The organism is Curtobacterium sp. MCJR17_020, from assembly GCF_003234365.2.
Taxonomy (GTDB): domain Bacteria; phylum Actinomycetota; class Actinomycetes; order Actinomycetales; family Microbacteriaceae; genus Curtobacterium.
On the sequence record NZ_CP126260.1, the window covers coordinates 1,077,554 to 1,102,122 of the forward strand.

21 protein-coding genes are annotated in these 24,569 nt (G+C 71.3%); 12 read left to right on the forward strand and 9 right to left on the reverse strand.

Going from position 1 to position 24,569, the window contains the following annotated elements:
• The first annotated feature begins 165 nt into the window (after positions 1 to 165).
• The 9 genes from DEJ14_RS05175 to gap all read left to right on the forward strand — a co-directional run bounded on the left by DEJ14_RS05175 (position 166) and on the right by gap (position 11,558).
• On the forward strand, positions 166 to 1,533 hold the full coding sequence (locus DEJ14_RS05175) for an alpha/beta hydrolase (protein ID WP_111085019.1): 1,368 nt from the start codon (positions 166 to 168) through the stop codon (positions 1,531 to 1,533).
• A gap of 201 nt (positions 1,534 to 1,734) precedes the next feature.
• Positions 1,735 to 4,053: a transglycosylase domain-containing protein gene (locus DEJ14_RS05180; protein ID WP_111085020.1), complete on the forward strand. Its 2,319-nt coding sequence runs from the start codon at positions 1,735 to 1,737 to the stop codon at positions 4,051 to 4,053.
• Positions 4,054 to 4,198: 145 nt separating this feature from the next.
• Positions 4,199 to 4,498 carry an Asp-tRNA(Asn)/Glu-tRNA(Gln) amidotransferase subunit GatC gene (gene gatC, locus DEJ14_RS05185; RefSeq protein ID WP_111085021.1) on the forward strand — a complete coding sequence of 100 codons (300 nt, stop codon included), beginning with the start codon at positions 4,199 to 4,201 and terminating at the stop codon, positions 4,496 to 4,498.
• The gene (gene gatA, locus DEJ14_RS05190; RefSeq protein ID WP_111085022.1) at positions 4,495 to 6,039 is read left to right on the forward strand and encodes an Asp-tRNA(Asn)/Glu-tRNA(Gln) amidotransferase subunit GatA; all 1,545 of its coding nucleotides are present in this window, start codon (positions 4,495 to 4,497) and stop codon (positions 6,037 to 6,039) included. The genes gatC and gatA overlap by 4 nt, the downstream gene beginning before the upstream one ends.
• A complete protein-coding gene (gatB, locus tag DEJ14_RS05195; protein ID WP_111085023.1) occupies positions 6,039 to 7,544 on the forward strand; it encodes an Asp-tRNA(Asn)/Glu-tRNA(Gln) amidotransferase subunit GatB in 1,506 nt (501 codons plus the stop codon). The genes gatA and gatB overlap by 1 nt, the downstream gene beginning before the upstream one ends.
• Before the next feature lie 97 nt (positions 7,545 to 7,641).
• Complete coding sequence (locus DEJ14_RS05200; protein ID WP_111085024.1) at positions 7,642 to 8,721, forward strand: type III polyketide synthase; 1,080 nt, start codon at positions 7,642 to 7,644, stop codon at positions 8,719 to 8,721.
• Complete coding sequence (locus DEJ14_RS05205) at positions 8,718 to 9,440, forward strand: methyltransferase domain-containing protein (protein WP_111085025.1); 723 nt, start codon at positions 8,718 to 8,720, stop codon at positions 9,438 to 9,440. Before DEJ14_RS05200 ends, DEJ14_RS05205 begins: the two co-directional genes overlap by 4 nt.
• 51 nt (positions 9,441 to 9,491) lie before the next feature.
• A complete protein-coding gene (locus DEJ14_RS05210) occupies positions 9,492 to 10,442 on the forward strand; it encodes a GlxA family transcriptional regulator (protein ID WP_111085026.1) in 951 nt (316 codons plus the stop codon).
• A 111-nt stretch (positions 10,443 to 10,553) separates the two neighbouring features.
• On the forward strand, positions 10,554 to 11,558 hold the full coding sequence (gene gap / locus DEJ14_RS05215) for a type I glyceraldehyde-3-phosphate dehydrogenase (protein WP_111085027.1): 1,005 nt from the start codon (positions 10,554 to 10,556) through the stop codon (positions 11,556 to 11,558).
• Between the two features lie 118 nt (positions 11,559 to 11,676).
• Here the strand turns inward: gap and DEJ14_RS05220 are convergent, their stop codons facing one another.
• The 7 genes from DEJ14_RS05220 to DEJ14_RS05250 form a co-directional block, all read right to left on the reverse strand.
• Positions 11,677 to 12,765 carry an N-acetylglucosamine kinase gene (locus DEJ14_RS05220; RefSeq protein ID WP_258373239.1) on the reverse strand — a complete coding sequence of 363 codons (1,089 nt, stop codon included), beginning with the start codon at positions 12,763 to 12,765 and terminating at the stop codon, positions 11,677 to 11,679.
• Entirely contained in the window at positions 12,753 to 14,060 is a 1,308-nt protein-coding gene (locus DEJ14_RS05225) for a 6-phospho-beta-glucosidase (protein ID WP_111085028.1), read from the reverse strand. The genes DEJ14_RS05220 and DEJ14_RS05225 overlap by 13 nt, the downstream gene beginning before the upstream one ends.
• An 8-nt stretch (positions 14,061 to 14,068) precedes the next feature.
• The gene (locus DEJ14_RS05230; RefSeq protein ID WP_111085029.1) at positions 14,069 to 14,959 is read right to left on the reverse strand and encodes a carbohydrate ABC transporter permease; all 891 of its coding nucleotides are present in this window, start codon (positions 14,957 to 14,959) and stop codon (positions 14,069 to 14,071) included.
• Positions 14,959 to 15,999 carry a carbohydrate ABC transporter permease gene (locus DEJ14_RS05235; protein WP_220036412.1) on the reverse strand — a complete coding sequence of 347 codons (1,041 nt, stop codon included), beginning with the start codon at positions 15,997 to 15,999 and terminating at the stop codon, positions 14,959 to 14,961. Before DEJ14_RS05235 ends, DEJ14_RS05230 begins: the two co-directional genes overlap by 1 nt.
• Positions 15,999 to 17,357 (reverse strand): extracellular solute-binding protein, encoded by a 1,359-nt coding sequence (locus DEJ14_RS05240; protein ID WP_258373240.1) that lies wholly within the window; start codon positions 17,355 to 17,357, stop codon positions 15,999 to 16,001. The genes DEJ14_RS05235 and DEJ14_RS05240 overlap by 1 nt, the downstream gene beginning before the upstream one ends.
• A gap of 126 nt (positions 17,358 to 17,483) precedes the next feature.
• Positions 17,484 to 18,725, reverse strand: coding sequence for an ROK family transcriptional regulator (locus DEJ14_RS05245; protein ID WP_111085031.1), 1,242 nt, complete (start codon positions 18,723 to 18,725; stop codon positions 17,484 to 17,486).
• A gap of 137 nt (positions 18,726 to 18,862) precedes the next feature.
• Positions 18,863 to 19,912: an alcohol dehydrogenase catalytic domain-containing protein gene (locus DEJ14_RS05250; RefSeq protein ID WP_111085032.1), complete on the reverse strand. Its 1,050-nt coding sequence runs from the start codon at positions 19,910 to 19,912 to the stop codon at positions 18,863 to 18,865.
• Positions 19,913 to 19,990: 78 nt separating this feature from the next.
• Here DEJ14_RS05250 and DEJ14_RS05255 point away from each other — a divergent pair, with 78 nt between their 5' ends.
• The gene (locus DEJ14_RS05255) at positions 19,991 to 20,935 is read left to right on the forward strand and encodes a DUF3097 domain-containing protein (RefSeq protein WP_111085057.1); all 945 of its coding nucleotides are present in this window, start codon (positions 19,991 to 19,993) and stop codon (positions 20,933 to 20,935) included.
• Between the two features lie 140 nt (positions 20,936 to 21,075).
• Entirely contained in the window at positions 21,076 to 21,729 is a 654-nt protein-coding gene (locus DEJ14_RS05260) for a spermidine/putrescine ABC transporter substrate-binding protein (RefSeq protein ID WP_111085033.1), read from the forward strand.
• Positions 21,730 to 21,859: 130 nt separating this feature from the next.
• On the opposite strand, the gene DEJ14_RS05265 is transcribed toward DEJ14_RS05260, so the two are convergent.
• A complete protein-coding gene (locus DEJ14_RS05265; RefSeq protein ID WP_111085034.1) occupies positions 21,860 to 22,873 on the reverse strand; it encodes a LacI family DNA-binding transcriptional regulator in 1,014 nt (337 codons plus the stop codon).
• Positions 22,870 to 23,292, reverse strand: coding sequence for a DUF3054 domain-containing protein (locus DEJ14_RS05270; RefSeq protein ID WP_258373241.1), 423 nt, complete (start codon positions 23,290 to 23,292; stop codon positions 22,870 to 22,872). Before DEJ14_RS05270 ends, DEJ14_RS05265 begins: the two co-directional genes overlap by 4 nt.
• 114 nt (positions 23,293 to 23,406) lie before the next feature.
• Here DEJ14_RS05270 and DEJ14_RS05275 point away from each other — a divergent pair, with 114 nt between their 5' ends.
• Positions 23,407 to 24,357: a hypothetical protein gene (locus DEJ14_RS05275; protein WP_111085036.1), complete on the forward strand. Its 951-nt coding sequence runs from the start codon at positions 23,407 to 23,409 to the stop codon at positions 24,355 to 24,357.
• The last annotated feature ends 212 nt before the right edge of the window (positions 24,358 to 24,569 follow it).

The window sequence follows — 24,569 nt, forward strand, 5'->3', positions numbered from 1 at the left end:
GCCGGCGACGCGGCCGCACGTAGCGGCGCGCCGTGCGACGCACCCAGTTCGGGGGACAAGTTGCATCGCGCATGACCGATCCTCGGGCATTCTCCTTACACTCGACAGAGCATCACCCGTCGTCTGCAGGGAGACGGCGGGACGGCCTTCCAGGGGGAGACCCGATTGCTGCTCATCGCCGCGGCTCTGCTCACCGCCTCGATGCACTCGCTCGGAGTGGTCGAGGCCCCCGTCGCGCCCCCGACCCATGCCGCCAGGGCCACCGTGACGGTCGCACTCGTCTCCGAGCGCCACACGGTGCCGCAGCCGGTCATGACCGGGGGACAGATCGACGTCGACACGGTCGCCGACGCGCACGGTCGGGCGTTCCTCGACGACCTCGGCGTCCTCGGCGCCGGTGACCTGCGCCGCGCCGCCGACGACCGCCGTGTCGTGGCGACCGCACAGGACGACCCGCCTGCGGCGCCCGTCGTCGCGCAGTGGTGGGCGGGACTCGGCGCCGACGAACAGGGCACGCTCCTGGTCCACGCGCCGTCGATCATCGGCAACCTCGAGGGCGTGCCGTACGCCGTGCGCGACCGCGCGAACCGGTCGACCCTGACCGCCGGGCTCGCCGACCCCGACACCGGCGCCGCGCACGCCGCGATGCTCGGTCAGGTGCGGGACTCGCTGCGGCGCGAACCCGGTGACCCGCAGCGGTTCCTCATCACGCTCGACACCCGGGCGGCGGGCCGAGCGGCGATCAGCATCGGTGACCTCGACACCGCGGCAGACGTCACCGTCATCGTCCCCGGGATGTTCTTCACCGTGACCGGGCAGATGGCCGACTTCACGAACACCGCCAACGACCTGGCGAGCGAACAAGCGACCCTCGCCCCGCTGGCCGCCGGTGGCTCCGGGGACGGGACGGGCGTCGCCGTCGTGGCGTGGATGGGCTACCGCACGCCCGACCTGTCGAACATCATGTCGCTCAGCCTCGCCGACTCCGGGGCGCAGCGACTCGAGCGCACCGTCGACGGCCTGCGGCAGATCCGCGACGGCGACCAGCCCCGGCTGAACATCGTGGCGCACTCGTACGGGTCGACGATGGCGCTCATGGCGCTCGCCTCGGGACGGATGAGCGCCGACACCCTCACCGTGCTCGGGTCACCGGGCAGCGACGTCCGGTCGGCGGCGGACCTGGACGTCGCCTCGGACGAGGTGTTCGTCGGTGTCGCGCACAGCGATCCGATCGCGGGGTCCGGGTACTACGGCACGGACCCGGGCGGTTCGGCGTTCGGCGCCACCGTGATGAACCTGGCCGGCGGTGCCGATGCGCTGGCCGCCGGGGAGCTGTTCCGTCGTCCGGTCGGGCACAACGACTACCTCAAGCCGGGCACCGCATCGTTGCACGACGTCGCCCTGATCGGCATCGGCCGTGGTGACCTCGTCCGCGAGCAGGTCCGACGCGGCAGCACCGGTGACGACGGTGTCGTCGGTGCGTCGGTCGACATGTACCTGGTCCGCCCGCAGGACCTGCAGCCGCGCGACTGACGGGGTGAGGCCCTGGGCGTGACCGGATCGTGACCGGTGGCCGACGTGCCGGGGCCGCACCGGGCCTCCCGGCCGGATCCGCGGCCCCGCGCGGATCGCGACCCGCGACAGGTGTTGCCTGAGCGGCAACCTGAGCGACGGCGCAGCCTCAGTCGGTTCCACGGCAGAACCAGTACAGCCCGCCTCCCTACGGTTCGGGGCATGCGTGTGGTGCGATGGCCTGGTGCTCTCCTGATGTTCGTGGTGATGTCCGTGCTCGCCGGCATGCTCGTCGCCGTCGCGGTGACGCCCGCGGTGGCCGTCGCGGGTGAGGGCACCTCGGGTGCGGTCGCGTTCTTCGAGGACCTGCCGAGCTACCTCGACGTGCAGACGCCGCAGCAGGTGTCGTCGGTGTACGCGACGAAGGGCGGCAAGCAGGTCAAGATCGCGTCGTTCTACGCCGAGAACCGGACGAACGTCACGGCCGACCAGATGGCGGACACGCTCAAGCAGGCCGCCATCGACACCGAGGACCCCCGCTACTACGACGAGGGCGGCATCGACGTCCTCGGCACGCTGCGCGGAGTCGCCGCGACCGTCGTCGGCGGCGACGTCCAGGGCGGATCGAGCATCACGCAGCAGTACGTCAAGAACGTCCTCGTGCAGCAGTGCGAGGAGCTCACCGGCAAGGACCAGGCCGCCACGGCGAAGAAGGTGGAGGCCTGCTACGAGGACGCGGCCGGCGTCACCCCGCAGCGGAAGCTGCAGGAGATGCGGTACGCGATCGCCGTGAACAAGAAGTACTCGAAGGACGACATCCTGACCGGGTACCTGAACATCGTCGGGCTCGGCGGTCGGGTGTACGGCGCCGAGGCCGGTGCGGAGTACTACTTCGGCGTGCACGCGAAGGACCTGTCGCTCGTGCAGTCGGCCACGCTCGTGGCGATCCTCAACAACCCCTCGAACCTGCGCATCGACGTGCCCGGTGACAAGGCGAACGGGCAGGCGAACGGCTACGCGCTCACCAAGGAGCGACGCGACTACGTGCTCCGCCGCATGCAGGCGCACGGGTCGATCACGAAGGCCGAGATGACGAAGGCCATCGCGACCCCGGTCACACCGAAGATCACCGAGACCGCGAACGGCTGCTCGACCGCGGCGACGAACTACGACGCCGGCTACTTCTGCGACTACGTCCGCGACCAGGTGCTGCAGGACCCGGCGTTCGGCAAGACCGCCGCGGCACGCATCGCGACGCTCGACACCAAGGGCCTGCAGATCCACACCTCGCTCGACCTCGACCTGCAGGGCCAGGCGCAGACCGCACTGTCGACCTACGTGCCCGCCACGATGGCAGGCGTCGACGTCGGCGGCTCCAACGTCACCGTCGAGCCCGGCACCGGGCGCATCATGTCGATGGTGCAGAACACGTCGTACACGCAGGGCGACAACGCCGCAGCCGGGTCGACCGCGGTGGACTACAGCGCGGACTCCGGCTACGGCAACTCCGGCGGGTTCCAGACCGGCTCCACCTACAAGGTGTTCACCCTGGCCGAGTGGCTCGCGACCGGCCACACGCTCTCCGAATCCGTGTCGACCACCGAGCACACGTTCCAGAACTCGGAGTTCACGAACTCCTGCCAGAACGTCAGCGGCGGGACGTGGCCGGTCGCGAACGCCGAGTCCGTGCCGGCGTCGATGACCGTGCAGGCAGCCACCGTCGAGTCGATCAACACCGCCTTCGGCGCGATGGGGAAGCAGCTCGACCTCTGCAAGATCGCGCAGCTCGCGCAGTCGATGGGGATCCACCGCGCCGACGGCGGTGCCCTCGGGCAGACCCCGTCGTCGATCCTCGGCGTCAACGAGCTGTCGCCGATCGACCTGGCCGAGGCGTACGCGGGCTTCGCGAATGGCGGCGTCGTCTGCACGCCGACCGCGATCGACTCGGTCACCGAGTCGGACGGCACGAAGATCACCCCGACGCCGTCGTCCTGCACGCAGGGTGTCTCGGCGGATGTCGCCGGCACCGTCGACTACGCGCTGCAGGGCGTGCTGTCCGGCTCCGGCACCGCCGCCAGTGCGAACCCCGGCGACAGCGTGCCGAAGTTCGCGAAGACCGGCACCACCGACGGCGACGTGCAGAACTGGCTGGTCGCGTCGTCGACGAAGTACACGAACGCCACCTGGATCGGGAACGTGCAGGGGAACGTGAGCCTGGCGAACTGGCCGTTCCTGCAGGGCACCACCGGGTACAGCGCGAAGTTCGGGGTCGGGAAGTCGATGATGGCGTACCTGGACCAGACGGTCGGCGGGGACGTTCTGCCCACGCCGAGCCAGGCGATGATCGGGCAGGCGAGCCACGCGTCGCAGTCGCAGTCGCAGTCCTCGGCGTCGTCGGGATCGGGGGCGTCGCAGGCCGACCAGGCGACGCCGACCACGACGACGCAGACGGCGGCTCCGGCTGCTCCGGCTGCGCCCGCGGCGCCGGCGGCACCCGCCGCCACGGCGGCTCCGACAGCGGGCGACCAGAACGGGAAGTGACGGCTCGGGTCCACGCCGCCTGGAGGCCCGTCACCGGTCCGGCGGACGGGTGGCGGGCCTCCAGGCAGCCGTCCACGGCCGCGCCTGCGTGATCGACCGCAGCCAATAGACTGTCGGACGTCCACGAACCGATCGACGGAGCACCATGCCTGACATCACGAGCGAGCAGGTCGCGCACCTGGCGAACCTCGCACGTATCGCACTCACGCCCGACGAGATCGAGAAGCTGACCGGGGAGCTGTCGCACATCGTCGAGAGCGTCGCCAAGGTCGCCGAGGTCGCGACCGACGACGTCCCGCTGACGAGCCACCCCGTGCCGCTCGGCAACGTCACCCGACCCGACGTCGTCGGCCAGACGCTGACGCAGGAGCAGGCGCTCTCCGGAGCGCCGGACTCCGACGGCGAACGGTTCCGAGTGACCGCCATCCTGGGAGAAGAACAGTGACCGACATCACGCGGATGAGCGCCGCGGCGCTCGCCGACGCCCTCGTGGCGCGCGACGTCTCGAGCGTCGAGGCCACGCAGGCCCACCTCGACCGCATCGCCGCCGTCGACGGCGACGTGCACGCCTTCCTGCACGTCAACCAGAACGCCATCGCCGTCGCGAAGTCGATCGACTCGCGTCGCTCGGCCGGCGACGACCTCGGGCCCCTCGCCGGTGTCCCGATCGCGATCAAGGACGTCCTGTGCACGCAGGACATGCCGACCACCTCGGGCTCGAAGATCCTCGAAGGGTGGATGCCGCCGTACGACGCCACCCCGGTCGCGAAGCTCCGCGCCGCCGGCCTGGTGCCGCTCGGCAAGACCAACATGGACGAGTTCGCGATGGGCTCGACCACCGAGTTCTCGGCGTACGGACCGACCCACAACCCGTGGGACCTCGACCGCATCCCCGGCGGGTCCGGCGGTGGCTCGGCCGCTGCCGTCGCCGCGCACGAGGCGCCCATCGCCCTCGGCTCGGACACCGGTGGCTCGATCCGTCAGCCCGGCGCCGTCACCGGCACCGTCGGTGTGAAGCCGACGTACGGCGGGGTCAGCCGCTACGGCGCGATCGCCCTGGCGTCCAGCCTCGACCAGATCGGCCCGGTCGCCCGCACCGTCCTCGACGCCGCGCTCCTGCACGACGTCATCGGCGGGCACGACCCGCGCGACTCCACCTCGATCCCCGACGCCTGGCCCTCGATGGCAGCCGCCGCCCGTGAAGGACTGCAGGCGGACACGCTGCGCGGCCTGCGCGTCGGCGTCGTCAAGGAACTCGCCGGGGGCGACGGCTTCCAGGCCGGGGTCACCCAGCGCTTCCAGGAGACCGTCGCGCTGCTCGAGTCGGCCGGTGCGGTCGTCGTCGAGATCGACGCCCCGTCATTCGCCTACGCGATCAGCGCCTACTACCTGATCCTGCCGGCCGAGGCCTCGTCGAACCTGGCGAAGTTCGACTCGGTGCGCTTCGGCCTGCGCGTCACGCCGGAGAACGGTGCGACGGTCGAGGACGTCATGGCCGCCACGCGCGAAGCCGGGTTCGGTCCCGAGGTGAAGCGTCGCATCATCCTCGGCACCTACGCCCTGAGCGCCGGCTACTACGACGCCTACTACGGCTCGGCGCAGAAGGTCCGCACGCTCGTGCAGCGCGACTTCCAGGCTGCGTTCGACCAGGTCGACCTGCTCATCAGCCCCTCGGCCCCGACGACAGCGTTCCCGATCGGTGAGCGCATCGACGACCCGCTCGCGATGTACCTCAACGACCTCACCACGATCCCGGCGAACCTGGCGGGCGTGCCCGGCATGAGCATCCCGAACGGCCTCGCACCCGAGGACGGCCTGCCCGTCGGCGTCCAGCTGATGGCCCCGCAGCGCGAGGACGCCCGCCTGTACCGCTACGGTGCGGCGCTCGAGCGTCTGCTCGAACAGCAGTGGGGAGCCCCGCTCATCGACCGGATCCCGGACCTCGACCAGAGTCAGCAGTCGGCTGCGCAGGAAGGTGTGATCTGATGGCGCAGAAGGACGCGCTCATGGACTTCGACGAAGCACTGGAGCGCTACGAGCCGGTGCTCGGCTTCGAGGTGCACGTCGAGCTCGCGACGAAGACCAAGATGTTCTCGGACGCGCCGAACTTCTTCGGCGGCGAGCCGAACACGAACGTGACACCGGTCGACCTCGGGCTGCCCGGGTCGCTGCCCGTCGTCAACGCGCAGGCCGTCCGGTACTCGATCCAGCTCGGGCTCGCGCTCGGCTGCTCGATCGCCGAGTCGTCGCGGTTCGCCCGGAAGAACTACTTCTACCCGGACAACCCCAAGAACTACCAGGTCTCGCAGTTCGACGAGCCCATCGCGTTCGAGGGCGAGGTCGAGGTCGAACTCGCCGACGGCACGATCTTCAACGTCCCGATCGAGCGCGCCCACATGGAAGAGGACGCCGGCAAGCTGACGCACGTCGGTGGTGCCACCGGCCGCATCCAGGGAGCCGAGTACTCGCTCGTCGACTACAACCGCGCCGGTGTGCCGCTCGTCGAGATCGTCACGAAGCCGATCTTCGGTGCCGAGCACCGTGCCCCCGAGCTCGGTGCCGCGTACGTGCAGGTCATCCGCGACCTCGTGCGTGCACTCGGTGTCTCCGAGGCCCGCATGGAGCGCGGCAACCTGCGCTGCGACGCCAACATCTCGCTGCGCCCCCGTGGCCAGGAGAAGCTCGGCACCCGCACCGAGACGAAGAACGTCAACTCGTTCCGTGCCGTCGAGCGTGCGATCCGCTACGAGATCCAGCGCCAGGCCGCGATCCTGGCCGACGGCGGCTCGATCACGCAGGAGACCCGTCACTGGCACGAGGACACCGGCCGCACCTCGGCCGGCCGTCCGAAGTCGGACGCCGACGACTACCGCTACTTCCCCGAGCCCGACCTGCTGCCGGTCGTGCCGGACCCCGCGGTCGTCGAGGAGCTCCGTGCGTCCTTGCCCGAGGCCCCGGTGGCTCGCCGCCGTCGCCTCAAGGGCGAGTGGGGCTTCGCCGACCTGGAGTTCCAGGACGTCGTGAACGGCGGCCTGCTCGACCAGGTCGAGGGCACCGTCGCCGCCGGAGCCGCGCCGCAGGCGGCCCGCAAGTGGTGGACCGGCGAGATCAGCCGTGTCGCGAACGCGCAGGACGCCGAGCCCGGCGACCTCGTGTCGCCGCAGCACGTCGCCGAGGTCATCGCGCTCGTCGAGTCCGGCGACCTGACCGACCGCCTGGCACGCCAGGTGCTCGAGGGCGTCATCGCCGGCGAGGGCTCGCCGGCCCAGGTCGTCGAGGCCCGTGGGCTCAAGGTCGTGTCCGACGACTCGGCGCTCACGGCCGCGGTCGACGAGGCACTCGCCGGCCAGCCAGACGTGCTCGCGAAGATCAAGGACGGCAAGGTCCAGGCCGCCGGCGCCATCATCGGTGCCGTCATGAAGGCCATGAAGGGCCAGGCGGACGCCGCCCGCGTCCGCGAGCTGGTGCTGGAGCGCGCGCAGCAGGCGTAGACGGGATCCGTTGACGGACAGGAGGCGCGGTGCCGGCTGGCACCGCGCCTCCCGTCGATCCTGGGGACGCGTCAGCGACCCGGTGACAGGATGAGTCGTGTCCGCAACGATCCGCGCCATCGGAACCGCCGTCCCGGAGACGACGCTCGAGCAGGCTGCCGTGCGAGACCTCTTCGCTGCGCAGCCCGAGCTCGGTCGTCTCGGCCGGCGGCTCGTCCCCGCAGCCTTCGACGCCTCGGCGGTCGAGCACCGGCACACCGTGCTGGCCGAACTCGACCGGAGTCGTCCAGCGGGCGCGTTCCGCGACACGGACGGCGCGCTGCACTCGCCCTCGACGGGCACCCGCAACGACCGCTACCGCGAGCTCGCACCGACGCTGTTCGTCGACGCCGCCCGAGACGCGCTCGTCCGCGCAGACGTCGACGCGGCCTCGGTCACGCACGTCGTCACGGTGTCGTGCACCGGGTTCACGCAGCCCGGTCCGGACCTGGACATCGTGACCGCGCTCGGGTTGCCGCGCTCCGTGTTCCGGCACCACATCGGGTTCATGGGGTGCTGCGCGGCGTTCCCGGCGCTCCGGATCGCCGCCGCCTTCGCCGAGGCCGACCCGGACGCCGTCGTGTTGGTCGTCTGCGCCGAGCTCTGCACCCTGCACGTCCGCGCGAGCGACGACCCCGACCAGATCGTCGCGAACAGCGTCTTCGGGGACGGTGCCGCCGCCGTCGTGGTCACCGCCGACGGCCCCGGCCTGCGCCTCGACGCGTTCGCCACCGCCGTCGTGCCCGAGAGCGCCGGCGAGATGGCGTGGAACATCGGCGACGAGGGCTTCGAGATGGTCCTGAGCACCGCGGTCCCCAAGCTCGTCGGGAGCAGCGTCGCCGAGGCCGTCGGGTCACTGCTCGACGGACCGGCCGCCGACGTGCCGGTGTGGGCCGTGCACCCCGGTGGGCGTGCGATCCTCGACCGCACGCAGCAGGCGCTCGACCTGCCGGACGCAGCGATCGCCGCGAGCCGGACGGTGCTGCGCGACCACGGGAACATGTCGAGCGCGACCGTGCTGTTCGTGCTCCGCGAGGCACTCGACGCCGGGATCCCGGACGGCGCTGCCGTCGTGGCGCTCGCCTTCGGCCCCGGTCTCACGGTCGAGAGTGCGCGACTGACCATGGTGCGCACGTGAGCCGTCCCGACGGCGGCTCCACGGGCCTCCCGGTCCTCGACCTGCGCACACGCGCAGTCGACCTGACCGAACTCATGGACGACCCGGACTGCGACCCGCACGCGCTCGCGCGCACATTCCGGCGCTTCGCGCTCGTCAACGCCCTGGTGAGCGGCTGGCGTTCGGTGTGGCGGGCCCACGTCGTGCCGGCCCTGCCGGTGAACGGACGCGCTCGGGTCCTCGACCTCGGGTGCGGCGGCGGCGACCTGGCCCGGGCCGTCGTGCGGTGGGCGGCGAGCGACGGGTTCGACGTCGAGGTCGTCGGGGTCGACCCGGACCCGCGGGCGATCGACGCGGCGAACCGGCGGGCACCGCGGGGTGTCACCTTCCGGCAGCAGTCGAGCGGTGACCTGGTGACGGCGGGCGAGCGGTTCGATGTCGTGGTGTCGAACCACGTCCTGCACCACCTGGGCGACGACGAGCGGAACGGGTTCCTGGCGGACTCGGAGGCGCTCGCGTCGGGTCGCAGTGTGCACTCGGACATCCGTCGGTCACGCGAGGCCTACCGGGCGTACGCGCTGGCGTCGCCGCTGGTGTCCGCGGGGACCTTCGTCCGGGTCGACGGCCTGCGGTCGATCCGCCGGTCCTTCACCCTGGCGGAGCTGCGGGACACGCTGCCGATCGGGTGGCGAGCGGAACGGGCGTCGCCGCACCGGGTGCTGGCCGTCCGCGACGCCTGACGGTCAGGGCACTCCGCGAGCCGGGCGATCGCGTCCGCTAGCGTCGTCGGCATGGTTGCGTCCCCACTGCACCGCGTCGCGGTCCTGGTGCTCGACGGCGCGAAACCGCTCGACGTCGGGATCCCCGCGCAGGTGTTCTCGAACCGGCCGAGCATGCCCTACGAGGTCCGCGTGTGCGGCCCCAGAGTCGGTCGGATCACCGGCGGCGACGGCTTGGCCTACGCGGTCGACCACGGGCTGGAGGCACTGGACTGGGCGGAGACCGTCTTCGTGCCCGGCTACCGCCGCCCGTCGGACTCGGCGCCACCAGCCGACGTCGTCGCGGCACTCGCGCGGGCGCACGAGCGCGGCGTCCGCATCGCGGCGATCTCCACCGGAGCGTTCGCGCTCGCGGCAGCCGGGCTGCTCGACGGCCGCCGGGCGACGACGCACTGGCACTACACGCGGGTGCTCCGCGAGCGGTACCCCGAGGTGGACGTCGACGAGGACGTGCTGTTCGTCGACGCCGGCTCGGTGCTGACCAGCGCCGGTGCCGCGAGTGGCATCGACCTCTGCCTGCACATCGTCCGACAGGACCACGGCGTGGCGCTGTCGAACCACGTCGCCCGACGGCTCGTCAGCGCCCCGTACCGCAGCGGCGGCCAGGCGCAGTACGTACCGCGGAGCGTGCCCGAACCGCTCGGCGACGTGTTCGCCGACACCCGGGAGTGGGCGCTCCGGCACCTCGCCGAGCCGCTCACGCTCGAAGCGCTCGCGCGGAACGCCACGGTGTCGACACGGACGTTCTCACGCCGGTTCGTGGAGGACACCGGGTACACGCCGATGCAGTGGGTGCTGCGGGCGCGCGTCGACCTCGCCCGGGAGCTCCTGGAGCAGTCGGACCTCGGCGTCGACCAGGTGGCCGAGCGAGCGGGCCTCGGTTCCGACGCGAACCTGCGGACGCACTTCCGGCGGATCCTCGGGACCTCGCCCACCGAGTACCGACGAACGTTCCAGGACTGACCGCGCCGTCGCCGCCCTGGTGGCGACATCCTTTCGGACACTGGCTTCCCTGCCACTGGAGTCGTGCCTCCCGGCCCGTGACCATGGACCACGGAACGAAAGGAACTCCACATGACCCGCATCGCCATCAACGGCTTCGGCCGCATCGGCCGCAACACGCTCCGCGCCCTGCTCGCACGGGGCGGTGACGACCTCGAGGTCGTCGCCGTGAACGACCTGACCGCCCCCGACACGCTCGCGCACCTGTTCCGCTACGACTCCGCCCTCGGGCCGTTCGACGGCACCGTCGAGGTCGACGGCGACACGCTCGTCATCGACGGCCGCCGCGTCCGCGTGCTCGCGTCGACCTCGCCAGCGGACCTGCCCTGGGCCGAGCTCGGCGTCGAGGTCGTCCTCGAGTCCACCGGACGCTTCACCGCACGCGACGCGGCAGCCGGCCACCTGACCGCCGGCGCCCGACGGGTCCTGATCAGTGCGCCGGCCACCGGAGCGGACGCCACCATCGCGTACGGCGTGAACTCGGACACGTTCGACCCGGCCGTGCACACGGTGATCTCGAACGCGTCGTGCACGACCAACGCGCTCGCACCCCTGGCGTCGGTGCTCGACGACCTGGCGGGGATCGAGCACGGGTTCATGACCACCGTGCACGCGTACACGCAGGAGCAGAACCTGCAGGACGGGCCGCACCGCGACATGCGTCGGGCCCGCGCTGCCGGCGTGAACATCGTGCCGACGACGACCGGGGCGGCCAAGGCCATCGGCCTGGTGCTGCCCCGCCTGGAGGGCAGGCTGTCCGGTGACGCCATCCGCGTGCCGGTGCCCGTCGGGTCGATCGTCGAGCTGAACACCGTCGTCTCGCGGGACGTGACCGTGGACGAGGTGAACGAGGCCTACCGCGTCGCGGCTGCCGGTCCGCTCGCCGGGGTCCTGGCGTTCACGGCAGACCCGCTCGTGTCGACGGACATCACCGGGCGGCCGGAGTCGAGCATCTTCGACTCGCTGCTCACCCGCGTGGACGAGGGCCGGCACGTGAAGGTCGTCGCCTGGTACGACAACGAGTGGGGCTTCTCGAACCGGGTGGTCGACACGCTCGGGATGCTGGCGCGCGCGTAGGCCGCGGGCCGCGAGCCGCGGGCCGCGGGCCGCGAGACTCGGCCTGAGCGACAGTTCTCGCGCTCTGGAGCGCGAACCGTGTCGCTCAGGCCGAGTCTCGGGTGACGTCAGCAGCGCGTCAGCGGATCAGCGCGGTCGTGCTCGCGAACGCCCGGGAGCGCACGGCCTCGCGGTACCGCTCGAGCGCCGCGTCGTCGGCACCGACCGACTCCAGCGCCGCGAGCCCTGCGCCGAGCACCGGGGGATCGGTGACCCAGGTCGGCACCGCTCCGGGGACCCGGGCAGCGAGCCCGTCGACGACACCGTCCACGAGCAACGGGTGCCGAGCAGCGAGCACCCCGCCGCCGAGCACGACGGGCACCGGCTCGGCCGCCGAACCTCCGAGGCCCAACCGCTCGAGCGCGACCGCGGCGAGCAGGACGATCTCCTCGGCCTGCCGCTCCACGACGCTCCGGGCCACCACGTCTCCGGCTCCGGCCACGTCGAACAGCACCGGGCAGAGCCGGTTGAACACGCGCTGGTCGAGGCGGCCGAAGTGGATGGCCTCGGTGACCTCGCGGACGCTGCGGAGACCGACCGCCGCCGGCACCGCGTCGACCAGCGCCGTCGCCGGACCGCGCCCGTCGTCGGCCCGCGCCGCGTGCCAGAGCGCCCGGTTGCCGAGCCACGCGCCGCCACCCCAGTCGCCGGAGACGTCCCCGATGGCCGGGAACCGTGCGGTCGTGCCGTCGCCCCGCACCGCGAGGGCGTTGATCCCGGTGCCGCACACCACGGCCGCGGCGTCGGGGGACAGGGTGCCGGCCCGCAGCAGCGCGAACAGGTCGTTGTCCAGGACGTGCGGTTCGCCGCCGTCCTCGGCCCAGTGCGCGAGGGCCGCGGTCGCCGCGACGAGCTCGTCGTGCAGGTCGAGCCCGGCCAGGTACACGTGCGTGGTGCGGATGCGGCGGTCGCCCAGCTCGCCCACCACCCGCGCACGGACGTCGTCGAGGATCGGGCCGGCGAGGTCCCAGCCCCGCGTCTGCGGGTTCGACCCCGGACCGCGCGCGTGGCCGACGATGGTCCCGTCGAGCGCGATCGCGACGACGTCGGTCTTGCTCCCGCCCCCGTCGACGGCGAGCACGACGTCGGTCGCGTCCGGTGGGACCGGCGCGGGCGGACGGGAGGCTCGCGCCGGGCCCGCCTCGCCGGTCCGGCTCAGCCCGCCCACGTCACCTGCTCCGATCGCGCCCACGGGATGTGTTCCGCGTTCGCGGCCAGGAGCAGGTCGGTGAGCTGCTCCGCCTTGTCGACCTGCCCCACGAGCGGGTGGGCCCACATCGCACGGAGCACCCGGTCGCGGCCGCCGTGCACCGCGGCGTCGAGCGCGAGCCGCTCGTACCCGGCGACGTGCGACACGAGACCGACCATGTCCGGGTCGAGCGGGGAGACCGGCAACGGCGTGATCGCCTGGCGGGTGACGCGCGACGGCACCTCGATGACGTGGTCGTCCGGCAGGAACGGGAACGTGCCGTCGTTCCGCACGTTCAGGACCTGCACGTCGCCGCGGTCGCCGAGGATCGAGGACAGCACGTCGATCGCCGCCTCGGAGTAGTAGGCGCCGCCGCGCTGCTCGAGTTCGGCGGGCTTCGTCACGACGGACTCGTCGGCGTACTTCGCGAGCAGGGCCCGCTCGGTCTCCATGACGGCCTCGGCACGGGTGGGTTCGTGCAGCTGCTCCTGCAGCACGATGTCGTGCGAGTAGAAGTAGCGCAGGTAGTACGAGGGGATCGCGTGCTGCAGACGGAGGAGGTCCGGGTGCATGTGCACGCTCTCCGCCGTCCGGCCGAGGGCACCGGCCGACTCGGCGAGCAAGTCCGCCATCACGTCGCGCTCGACGCCGTCCGCGCCCGTGACGTGCACGCCGCGCTCCCACGTCAGGTGGTTCAGGCCGACGTGGTCGAGCCGCACGTGGTCGGGGGCGACGCCGAACTCCTTCGCGAAGCGTCGCTGGAACCCGATCGCGACGTTGCACAGACCGACGGCGCGGTGCCCGGCTTCGAGCAGGGCGCGGGTGACGATGCCGACGGGGTTGGTGAAGTCGACGATCCAGGCGTCCGGCTTGGCGTGCTTCCGGACGAGTTCGGCGTACTCCAGGACCACGGGCACGGTGCGGAGCGCCTTCGCGAAGCCGCCGGGACCGGTGGTCTCCTGGCCGATGCAGCAGGCTTCGTGCGGCCACGTCTCGTCCTGTTGCCGCGCAGCCTGTCCGCCGATGCGGAGCTGGAACATGACGGCATCGGCGTCGGTGACCCCGGCGACGACGTCGTCGGTGACGTGGATCGTGCCGGGGTGCCCGGCGTGCGCGAACATCCGCTTGGCGACGCCGCCGACGAGTTCGCGGCGCACCGGGTCGGGGTCGACGAGCCAGAGCTCGTCGATGGGGAGCTGGTCGCGGAGCCGGGCGAAGCCGTCCACGAGTTCGGGGGTGTAGGTGGATCCGCCACCGACGACTGTGAGTTTCACTGGAGCTGCTATCCCTTCACGCCGGTGAGCGCGATGCCCTCGACGAATGCCTTCTGTGCGAAGAAGAAGATGATGACGACGGGGACCATGACGACGACGGTCATCGCCATCGTCATCGACCAGTCGGTGCCGTGCTGTCCGCGGAACGTGGCGAGTCCGTACGCCACCGGCCAGGCGGCCTGGTTCTCGGACGCGTACAGGAGCGGGCCGTAGTAGTCGTTCCACGAGTGGAAGAACATGAAGATCGCCGCCGACGCGATGCCCGGGCGGGCCATCGGGACGACCACGCGCCAGAGCACGCCCCACTCGCTGCAGCCGTCCATGCGGGCGGCGTCGCCGTACTCCTTCGGGATGGTCATGAAGAACTGGCGGAGCAGGAAGATGCTGAACGCGTCGCCGAGCAGGTTCGGCAGGATGAGCGGCCACAGGGTGCCGGTCAGGTGCAGGTGCGACCACATCACGTAGACCGGCACCGCGGTGACCTGCGGGGGCAGGAGCATCGCGACGATGATCACCGTGAAGATCAGGTTCGCGCCCTTGAACTTGATCTGGGCGAGTGCGTAGGCCGCCGGCACCGAGCTGAGGAGCATGAACGCGGTGGCGAGGACGGCGTACATCGACGAGTTGCCGAACCACTGCGTGAGCGGCAGCTCGGTGAACACCCGCGCGTAGTTCGAGAAGTCGAACGGCCGGGGCACGATCGACGCCGTGAGGGCCTGGTTGCTCGACATCAGCGAGGTCAGGATGACGAACACGATCGGGGCGATGGTCAGGACGCCGAGGGCCACCAGAGCGGCGTGCTCGGCGATCCACACCAGGGAGCGACCACGCGGCCTGCCGGTGCGGGGCGCTGGACCCCGTGGCGCCCGGGCGAGCGGGGACTGGGACACAGCGGTCATCAGGACTCCTCCGGCCGGAACACACTGATCCGGCGCATCGTGAAGACGAGCACCACCGCGGTGATCACGAACAGGACCACGGCCATGGCGGACGCGTAGCCGAACTGGAAGTTCGCGAAACCGTGCTGGTAGAGCAGCTCGGTGTACGTGAGCAGCGAGGTGCCCGGGTAGCCGAGCTGGGCGGCGGTCCCGCCACCGATCGTCGCCTTGCCGCTCGCGACGCCCGAGGCGACCGCCGCCTCGGTGAAGTACTGCAGCGCGGCGATCACCCCCGTCACGGCGGCGAACCCGATCACCGGGGCGATCGTCGGCAGGGTGATGTGCCGGACCTGCTGGACGCCGTTCGCACCGTCGAGCGACGCGGCCTCGTACAGGTCGCGCGGCACGTCGAGCAGCGACGCCAGGAAGATGATCATGATGTCGCCCATCACCCAGACGCCCAGGATCACCAGCGAGGGCTTCGACCACGCCGGGTCGTTGAACCACAGCGGGCCGTCGATGCCGAAGACCCGGAGGATCTGGTTCACCGGCCCGGTGCCCGGGTTGAAGAGGAACACGAACGCGACGACGCTCGCGACCGGCGGAACCAGGGCGGGCAGGTAGAACAGCGTCCGCCAGAAGCCGGTGGCCGTCTTTGCCCGGCTGAGCAGGCCGGCCGCCAGGAGTCCGCACACGATCCGGACCGGCACCAGGATGACGACGAACCACAGCGTGTTCACGACCGCGGGCCCGATCTGCGGGTCCTGGGTGAACAGGAACTTGTAGTTCAGCAGCCCGACGAACTCGGGCTCCTGCAGCTGGTTGTAGCGCGTGAACGAGTAGAAGATCGACGCGACGAGCGGGTAGGCGAAGAAGATCACCAGGCCCGCCAGGGCCGGCGCGAGCATCGTCAGCGCGACGAGGCGGCGCCGGGATTCTGCGGAGCGGGGCCGACGTCGCGGAGCCGTCGGGGGCACCGGACCGGACCCCGTCGGGTCCGTGGGCCGGGCGGCGCGGGCGAGCCGCGCCTCCCGGCCGGTCGTCTTGGTGGTGAGGCTCATCACGGACCAGCCAGCTGGTTCGCGTTGTCGATGTCGGAGTCCAGCTTCTTGAGCTTCGCGTCGAGGTCGCCGCCGTTCTGCTGGTAGGCCTGCCAGAACTTCGTGAAGGTGCCGATGTAGGCGGCACCGTCCGCGGTGCCCGGCGAGGTCATCGTGTCCTCGTTGCCCGCGACGTCGACGAAGGTCTTGTAGTTCTCGTCGACCTCGAGGTCGGGGGACTCCAGCGCCGAGGTGAGCGTCGGGATGTTCTTCAGACCGTTGCCCATCGTGACCTGCGCGTCGGTGTTGGTGGACAGGTACTTCAGGAGCGCCCACGACAGCTCGGGGTTCTTGGACCCCTTCGCGATGCCTGCGACGTTGCCCGCGATGTACGTCGAGCCGTAGTTGCCGAGGCCGTCCATCACCGGGGTCGGGGACGTGCCGTAGTCGAGGTCCGGCTTCTGGTCCTTGAGGAACGCCGTGCGGTACTCGCCGTCGATCTGCATCGCGACCTGACCGGTCTGGAACGCGTTGTCGGCCGCGAACTCCTGCCCGAGGCCGGAGGTGAAGGCCTTGAGCTTGTCGTAGCCGATCTCGTCGACGAAGCCCTTCTGCCAGGTGATCAGCTTCTTCCACGCGTCGGACGTGCCGATCACGCTGTTGCCGTCCTTGTCCAACCACGAGCCGTCGACCATCGGCGCCCAGTGCTCGGGGGAGTTCTCGTAGAAGTCGATGAGCGGGTTGAAGCCGAGCTGCTTGATGGAGCCGTCGGCGTTGTACGTCGTCAGCTTCAGCGCGTCGGTCTTCAGCTCGTCCAGGGTCTTCGGCGGAGTCGTGATGCCCGCCTTCTCGAGCAGCGGCTTGTTGACCATGAGGGCGCTGACGTCGGCGAGGGCCGGCAGGGTGCAGCGCGTGCCCTTGTACTGCGTGTACGATTGCACGGCCTTCGGGATGTCGGACAGGTCGACCTTGTCGCGCTCGATGTACGGCGACAGGTCGCGGAAGGCACCCGAGGAGCAGAAGCTGCCGACGATGGCGGTCGAGTACGACAGTCCCACGTCGATGTTCTGGCCGGACGAGATCGCCTTCTGCAGCTTCTCGTCGTCCTGACCGGCGTGGATGTCGACCGTGACGTCGGGGTTGGCCTTCTCGAAGCCCTCGACGGCGGTCTTCACGACGCCGGCTTCACGGCCGGTGAAGAAGTGCCACAGGGACACGGTGCCCTTGAGCTCCTTCGGGGCGCTCTTCTCGATCGAGTCGGCGCTGCTGCCGGAGCTGCAGCCGGCGACGACGAGGGCGCCGACGGCGGCGACGGCCGTGGCGGTGGCGATGCGGCGGAACACCCGGCGGCGCGGGACGTTCGGTTCGGGGAGGGACAAGGCGGTACTCGCTCTCTGGTCTCGCTCCGTCGCCGTCCGTTTCCGGGCGTTGCCCGTTTCCGGGCGCGACGAAGAGCCCTGTGACAGGGCTGGGTGATGGTGCCTCGAGTGGTGCGGGTGGAACGTTCAGGGGCGCTCGACGGGGTCCGGCGTCGGGGCATCGTCACTGATGCGCTCGAGCCGGTCCGCGAGCGCGGTGCGGACGACGTCGATGAGGACGTGCCGCGCACCGTGCAGGACGGGGGTGTCGGGGACGCCGGGCGCGACCACGGCGGTGGACCAGCGCGAGCGGGTCCGGAGCCAGGCGGTCACGGCGGCGGCCAGGGCGGGGCCGCCGGCGATCCCGGTCGGGCCGTGCAGGACGACCGTCTCGGGATCGGCCACGGCGAGGGCGGGGAGCACGTTGTGCCCGACGCGCTCGCCGAGGGCGACGGTGAAGGGGTGCTGCTCGGGCAGGCCGGGCAGTTGCGGGAGCACCTGGCGCCAGTCGGCTGCGGTGCCGTCCGGTGCCGTGATCCCGTGCTCGGCGGCCAGGGCGATGATCGCGGACTCGGAGATGAGGTCCGCGACGATCGTGGCCGTCGGGTCGATGGAGCGTGCGTCGGCGGGCACGCTGAGGTAGCCGATCTCACCCGCGGCACCGGAGGCGCCGGTGTGCAGGTGACCGTGCAGGTCGAGGGCCATGCCGAGGCCCTCGGCCATCCAGAAGAGCGCGAAGGACCCGGGAGCCCGACCGGCGCCCATGTTGCGTTCGGCGATGGCGGCGAGGTTGGCGTCGTTCTCGACGACCACGTGGACGCCGAGCTCGGCCGAGAGGGTCGCGCTGACCTGCTCACGAGGCCAGCCGGGCAGTCCGTCGGTGAAGATCAGGGTGTCGGTGGCGTGGTCGACACTCGCCTGCACGCCCACCGCGACGGCGGTCACGAGCTCGGGGTCCACGCCGGCCGCGGCGGCTGCGCGGGAGATCGCTGCGGCCACGATGTCCGACCCGGGGGAGCGCACCTCGGCCTCGGACATCCGGTGGGTGGCGACCGGGAACGTGCGACCGGCGGCGTCCACCACGGTCGACCGGACGTCGACGAGCTGGACGTCCACCGCGACACCGAGGTCGCGGTTGGTGATCGCTTCGTACACGACGGCGCTCGGCCCGCGGCGCCCGGTCTGCGTGTCCGTGCCGGCCTGGCGGATGAGTGCAGCCGACTCGAGCCGGCGGATGATCTCGGCGGCGGTGGGCTTGCTCAGCCCGGTGCGCTGCGCGATCTCGTTGCGGGTGAGCGGGCCGTCGTCGAGTAGCAGCTCGAGCGCCGCGCGGTCGTTCAGGACGCGCAGCAGACCGGGTTGGCCGGGGGTGCGTCCTCGTGTGGTCATGTCGAGGACTGTAACGGACAACCTTCTTTACTGAAAGGTTTGTTTACCGATTCGAAACACGCGTTCTGCTGCGCGAAACGTGCCGCCCCGACGGAGGTGCGCCGGACGCTGGCCGGGCACGCGCGAGCGACCGGCGCCTACGGCCGCAGCAGCACCTTGATCGCCCGACGTTCGTCCATCGCCCGGTACGCCTCGGCGGCCTCGTCGAGCGGCAGTTCGAGGTCGAACACGCGGCCCGGGTCGATCGCACCGGACAGCACGTCGGGTAGCAGCTCCGGGATGTACTTCCGCGCCGGCGCCATCCCGCCCGCGATCGCGATGTTCGTGTCGAAGAGGTAGCGCGTCCCGATGGTCGGCACGCCGTGCGGGACCCCGACGAAGCCGAGGTTGCCGCCCGCGCGCACCGAGTGCAGCGCCTGGTCCATGCTCTCCTCGGTGCCCACGGCCTCCACCGCGCAGTCGGCCAGGTCGCCGCCGAGCAGCTCGCGGATCGCCGCGACACCCTCCTCGCCACGGGAAGCCACGATGTCCGTCGCGCCGAACTCGCGTGCCAGCGCCTGGCGATCGGCGTGCCGGCTCATGGCGATGATGCGCTCGGCACCGAGTCGCTTCGACGCGAGCACGGCGGACAGGCCGACCGCGCCGTCGCCGACCACCACGACCGTCTTGCCCGGACCGACCGCCGCCGACACCGCGGCGTGGTGCCCGGTGGAGAAGACGTCGGACAGGGTCAGCAGCGACGGCACGAGTGCCGGGTCGACGGGGCCGGGCACCGCCACCAGCGTCGCGGACGCGTCTGGGATGCGGACGTACTCGGCCTGCGCGCCGCCGACCGGGTCGCCGTACGCGTCCTTCCCGCCGAAGCCGGACAGGTGGTCGCAGCCGCTGGTCATCCCGTGGCGGCAGGCCTGGCAGGTGCCCTCGTTCATGGTGAAGGGGGAGATGACGAAGTCGCCCTCGTGCAGGTCGGTGACCGCGTCGCCGACGGCGACGACCTCGCCGACGAGTTCGTGCCCGATCGGCCGGGGCTCCTTCGTCTTCGTGATGCCGCGGTAGGGCCACAGGTCCGAGCCGCACACGCACGCCGCGACGACCTTGACGACGACGTCCGTCGGGGTGAGGACCGAGGGGCGGTCGCGCTCCTCGACGCGGATGTCGTTCGGGGCGTGGATGATCGCTGCGCGCACGGGAGGCCTTCCGTCGAGATGGTGGGTGTCGGCGCGGTCGACGTCGTCCGGGCCGACGTCGACAGTACCCTCGTGCGGGTGGACGACGACCGGTACGGCGGGGACGTGCTCTCGGGAGACTGGCGCTCCCGCGGGGTGAAGAAGGTGCGGCAGGTGCCGCTCGAACGCGACATGGTGCTCGAGGACCCGGACTCCGGGTGGGCCGGTGCCGTCGTCGGACTCGAGGCGGGCAACATCGCGCTCGAGGACTGGAAGGGCCGCACCCGTTCCTTCCCCTTCACCGGGCAGTTCCTGCTCGAGGGCGAGCTCGTCACGCTGGGCCGCCCGCAGGCGCCGGTCGGCCGGTCTGCCGCAGCTGCTGCCGGCTCACCTGGTTCGCTGGGTTCCGTCCACACTGACTGGAGGCCCGGGGCAGCGCCCGCCGTGCGGCAGGCGTCCGACGGTGGTCGCCTCCGCACCGCGTCCGGATCGTTCGCGGTGGAGTCGCAGCGTGCCCGGGTGGCCCTGCCGAGCCGGATCATGGTCGAGGGCAAGCACGACGCCGAGCTCGTCGAGAAGGTCTGGGGTGCCGACCTGCGCGTCGAGGGCGTCGTCGTCGAGGAGCTCTCCGGCGTCGACAACCTGGCCGACGTCCTCGACGAGTTCCAGCCGACCCGTGACCGTCGCGTCGGCGTGCTCGTCGACCACCTGGTGCCCGGGTCGAAGGAGTCCCGCTTCGCCGAGGCCGTGATGCGCGGCAAGTGGGGCGCACACGTGCTCGTGGTCGGGCACCCGTTCGTCGACGTCTGGCAGTCCGTGAAGCCCGCACGCGTCGGACTGCAGGCCTGGCCGACGATCCCGCGGTCGATCGAGTGGAAGAAGGGGATCTGCCAGGCGCTCGGGTGGCCGAACGCCGAGCAGGCCGACATCGCCCGGGCGTGGCAGCGGATCCTCGGGCAGGTGCGCACCTTCGCCGACCTCGAGCCGCAGCTGCTCGGCCGCGTCGAGGAGCTCATCGACTTCGTGACGGAACCCAAGGCCTGAGAACCCGGCCGATTCCTCAACTGGCCCCGAGCGCCGGGGGTGATCCGTGCCTCCCCACCGGCTCGGCCGCCACGTCGCTCCGCAGGCTCCGCGACGCGTCGGTACCGGCGGTGTGGGCCCACCGTCCGTATCGTTGGGGCATGGACGGCATCGACGGACGCGTACGCAGCGCTGTCGACGTCTGGCTGCGCTGGTTGCCGCGCTGGCAGATCGGCACCGCCCGCCCGCGTACCCGCATCTGCCGGAAGTGCACCGGATCCCCGATCGCGAGTGCCGCCGGCTTCGGGCAGGACGTCCCGCACGCCGTCCAGCACGCGCTCATCGGCCGGATCTCGACCATCGTCGAGGACGCCGTCGACGACTACACCGCCAAGAACCTGCCGCTGCTGCAGCGCGAGCTCGAGCGGGCCGCGGCGCGGAAGCGGCACGCCGGGTACCAGCCGGCGGAGGGGCTGTCGCCCGAGTTCCAGGGCCTCGACGTCGATCCCGAGCCCTCGCCGGGTTCGCCGTTCCTCTTCACGCTCGGGGAGCTGGCGGGGACGGGCGCGGGGGAGCAGACACCGCGGGAGCCCTTGTCCGACGAGGCGAAGGCGGCGCTCCGGCAGGAGATCGAGCTGTCCGACGAGTGCGCTCGCTCGACCGGGACGGCGGTGTGCCTGGCGCTCATCGACCACCGGCCGCGCATCGCCGAGGCGGTCGAGCGCCTCGTCGAGCCGCAGATCGAGGCGCTCGTGTCCGACATGTTCCGCGGGTTCGACGGTCCGGACGAGGGGCCGCGCTCGGGCTTGTTCTGACGCTGTGCGTCGTGCGTCTGGTGCGAGGTTCCGTCGTCCGTGCGAGGCGCAGCACCGTGCACCGAGTACGGAACCTCGCACCGTTCGCGCAGGCTCCTCGCACGGTGCGAGGTCGGCGAGGTCCGCGAAGTCAGCGGGGGAGCAGCGTGCGACCGGGCACGACGGTGCCCCGCAGTGAGCGGTGCTCGACGGCACGGGTCGGGTCGTCGATCCGGCCGATGACGAGGTCGATCGCCTCGCGGCCGATCCGCTCGATCGGCTGCTCGAGTGTCGTGAACCCGATCCAGTCGCTCGCGAGGGGGTACACACCGTCGAACCCGGTGACCGACAGATCGTGCGGGACCCGGACACCACGGCGGGAGAGTGCCTCGCACACGTCGAGCATGAGCCGGTCCGTCGGGCACATCACCGCGGTCACATCCGATTCGTGCATCGCGTCGACCAGGTCGGCAGCGAGGTCGTCCGGTGGCCGCACGAAGCTGGCGTCGATGTCGATGACCCGGACACCACGCGCTCGGAGCCGTTCGACCATCGCCGTCGAGCGGGCGTGCTGTGTGATCGCGTTGTCGAGCGGGACGGTGAGCACCACGACCGCGCGGTGACCGGCATCGGCGACGGCGTCGGCGATCGTCGCGCCACCGTCCACCTCGTCGCAGTACACGCTGGACAATGCCGGGTGGAGTTCGGGCCGACCTGCGACCACGGTGGCGATGCGCGGGGCGAACTCAGCGATGTCGGCCGACGGCATCAGGCCGCTGCAGACCACGAGGCCGTCCACCCGCATCGACACGAGTGCGGCGAGCGCGGACTTCTCGTCCTCGACACGGCCGACACCCGTGGTGGTGACGACGCGGTAGCCGAGCTCCGATGCGCGGCGCTCCATCACGGCGTGCAGTGCGGTGTAGACCATCGACGACGCGTCGCGGACGAGCATGCCGATGGTGTGCGTCCGACCGCTGACGAGCCCGCGAGCCATGGCGTTGGCGACGTACCCGAGTTCGGCTGCTGCGCGTTCGACGCGCTCACGGGTCTCGTCCGAGAACCGCCCCGTGCCCGAGAGGACCCGGCTCACCGCCGACTTCGAGACGCCCGCACGTGCGGCGACGTCGAGGATGGTCGGTTGGGAACCGCGGCTGCCGTTCACGCGTCCGACGCTGCAGCGTCCTGCCGGGAACGGGAGCCGGCGAAGCGGAGCACACCGCGGGCGATCGCGCGCCAGCCGAGCAGGAACACCCCGAGCACGATCGTCGCGACGATGACGAACGAGATCGGCAGCGGATTGCCGTCGACGTCGCCCTGGCCGGTGGCGACACGGATCGCCAGACCGACGAAGACCGTGAGGATCCAGACCACGACGCCGGTCGGCCAGAAGCGCAGCGGCCGGGCCCAAGCTCCGCTCGTCACGTACCCGATCGCCCAGCCCGCCAGGAACGGGTACGCGGTGATCCAGAGTGCCAGCGCCGTGTTGGCTTCACCGTGCGACGAACGCCCGATGAGTGCGAAGACGACGATGAGCACGACGTCGATGACCGCTGCGAGCCAACCCCAGGTGCGTGTGTTCACCCGGACAGTCTCGCAGCTGTTGATTTATCCCCTCGCGACTGTGGACGGGCGCGGCTGTCCACAGTTTGATCCCGCGGTCCTCGCACCGTGCGAGGCAACGGCCACCATCCGTGCATGGCTGCTCCTCAACGTTTCCCCGCCGTCCCCGACTGCAAGGTCCTCGTCGCGCACGAGTCACGGCCGGACGAGGCTGCGGCGATCCGCGTCCGAGCGCGAGCCGGGGAACTGGTCCGCATCGCGCACGGCCGGTACGCCGACGCCGAGCGGTGGAAGGGCCTCCGACCCGAGCAGCGGCACCACGTGCTCGTGCGATCGCTCGTCGACAGGATCCGACCGCGCTTCGTCGTGTCGCACCTTTCGGCGGCGGCGGTCATCGGCGTGCCGCACGTGGGCCGTTGGCCGGAGCGAGTCCACCTGATGAGACCTGGGCAGGATGCGCGGACGACCAACGCGACGTTCATCGTGCACGCCGACTTCGACCCGTCGATGGCGGGTACGTGGCGGTTCCGCGCGGACGACTTGACCCTGACGGACTTCGACCGGACCGCGGTGGACCTCGCCATGACGTTGCCGATGGCCGAGGCAGTGGTCGCCCTCGACCGACTCCTCGCCCTCGGCGCTGACCGCGACGCCGTCCTGGACGGGGTCGCGCGGCGGGGACGGAAGGGCCGGCGCCGTGCCGCGCAGTCCGTCGGTTTCGCGGACGCTGCCGCCGACTCGGTCGGGGAATCCCTGGTCCGGGTCCGTCTGGACGAGTACGGCGCACCCACCCCGGTGCTGCAACGACGCTTCACCACGTTCGGCGAGCCGGACATCGTCGTGGACTTCTGGCTGCCGGACCACGGCGTGGTGATCGAGTTCGACGGTGAGGTGAAGTACCGCGATCCGCGCCTGCGCGGAGGTCGGACGGCTGAGGACGTCGTGATCGCGGAGAAGCACCGCGAGGACCGGTTGCGGTCGTTCCCCGAGGTGCGCGGTGTGATCCGGTACGGCTGGAAGGACGTGTGGGACGAGTCCGCGTTCCGCGCGAAGCTCCGGAACGCGCGGGTGCCGATGTCGCGGTGACCTCGCACGGTGCGAGGGCCGGCGCGAACGGTGCGAGGTTCCGTCTTCGGTGCGGGGGCGTGCGACGGGCACGGAGTACGGAACCTCGCACCAGAGCGAAGCGCGGCCGAGCACCCCGGAGTTCACCCGTCGGCGACGCCCGCGGCACCCGGCGTTCACCCGGCAGCGCCACACTCGAGCTCGGCGCGGGAACGTTCCCACACGACCCGCAC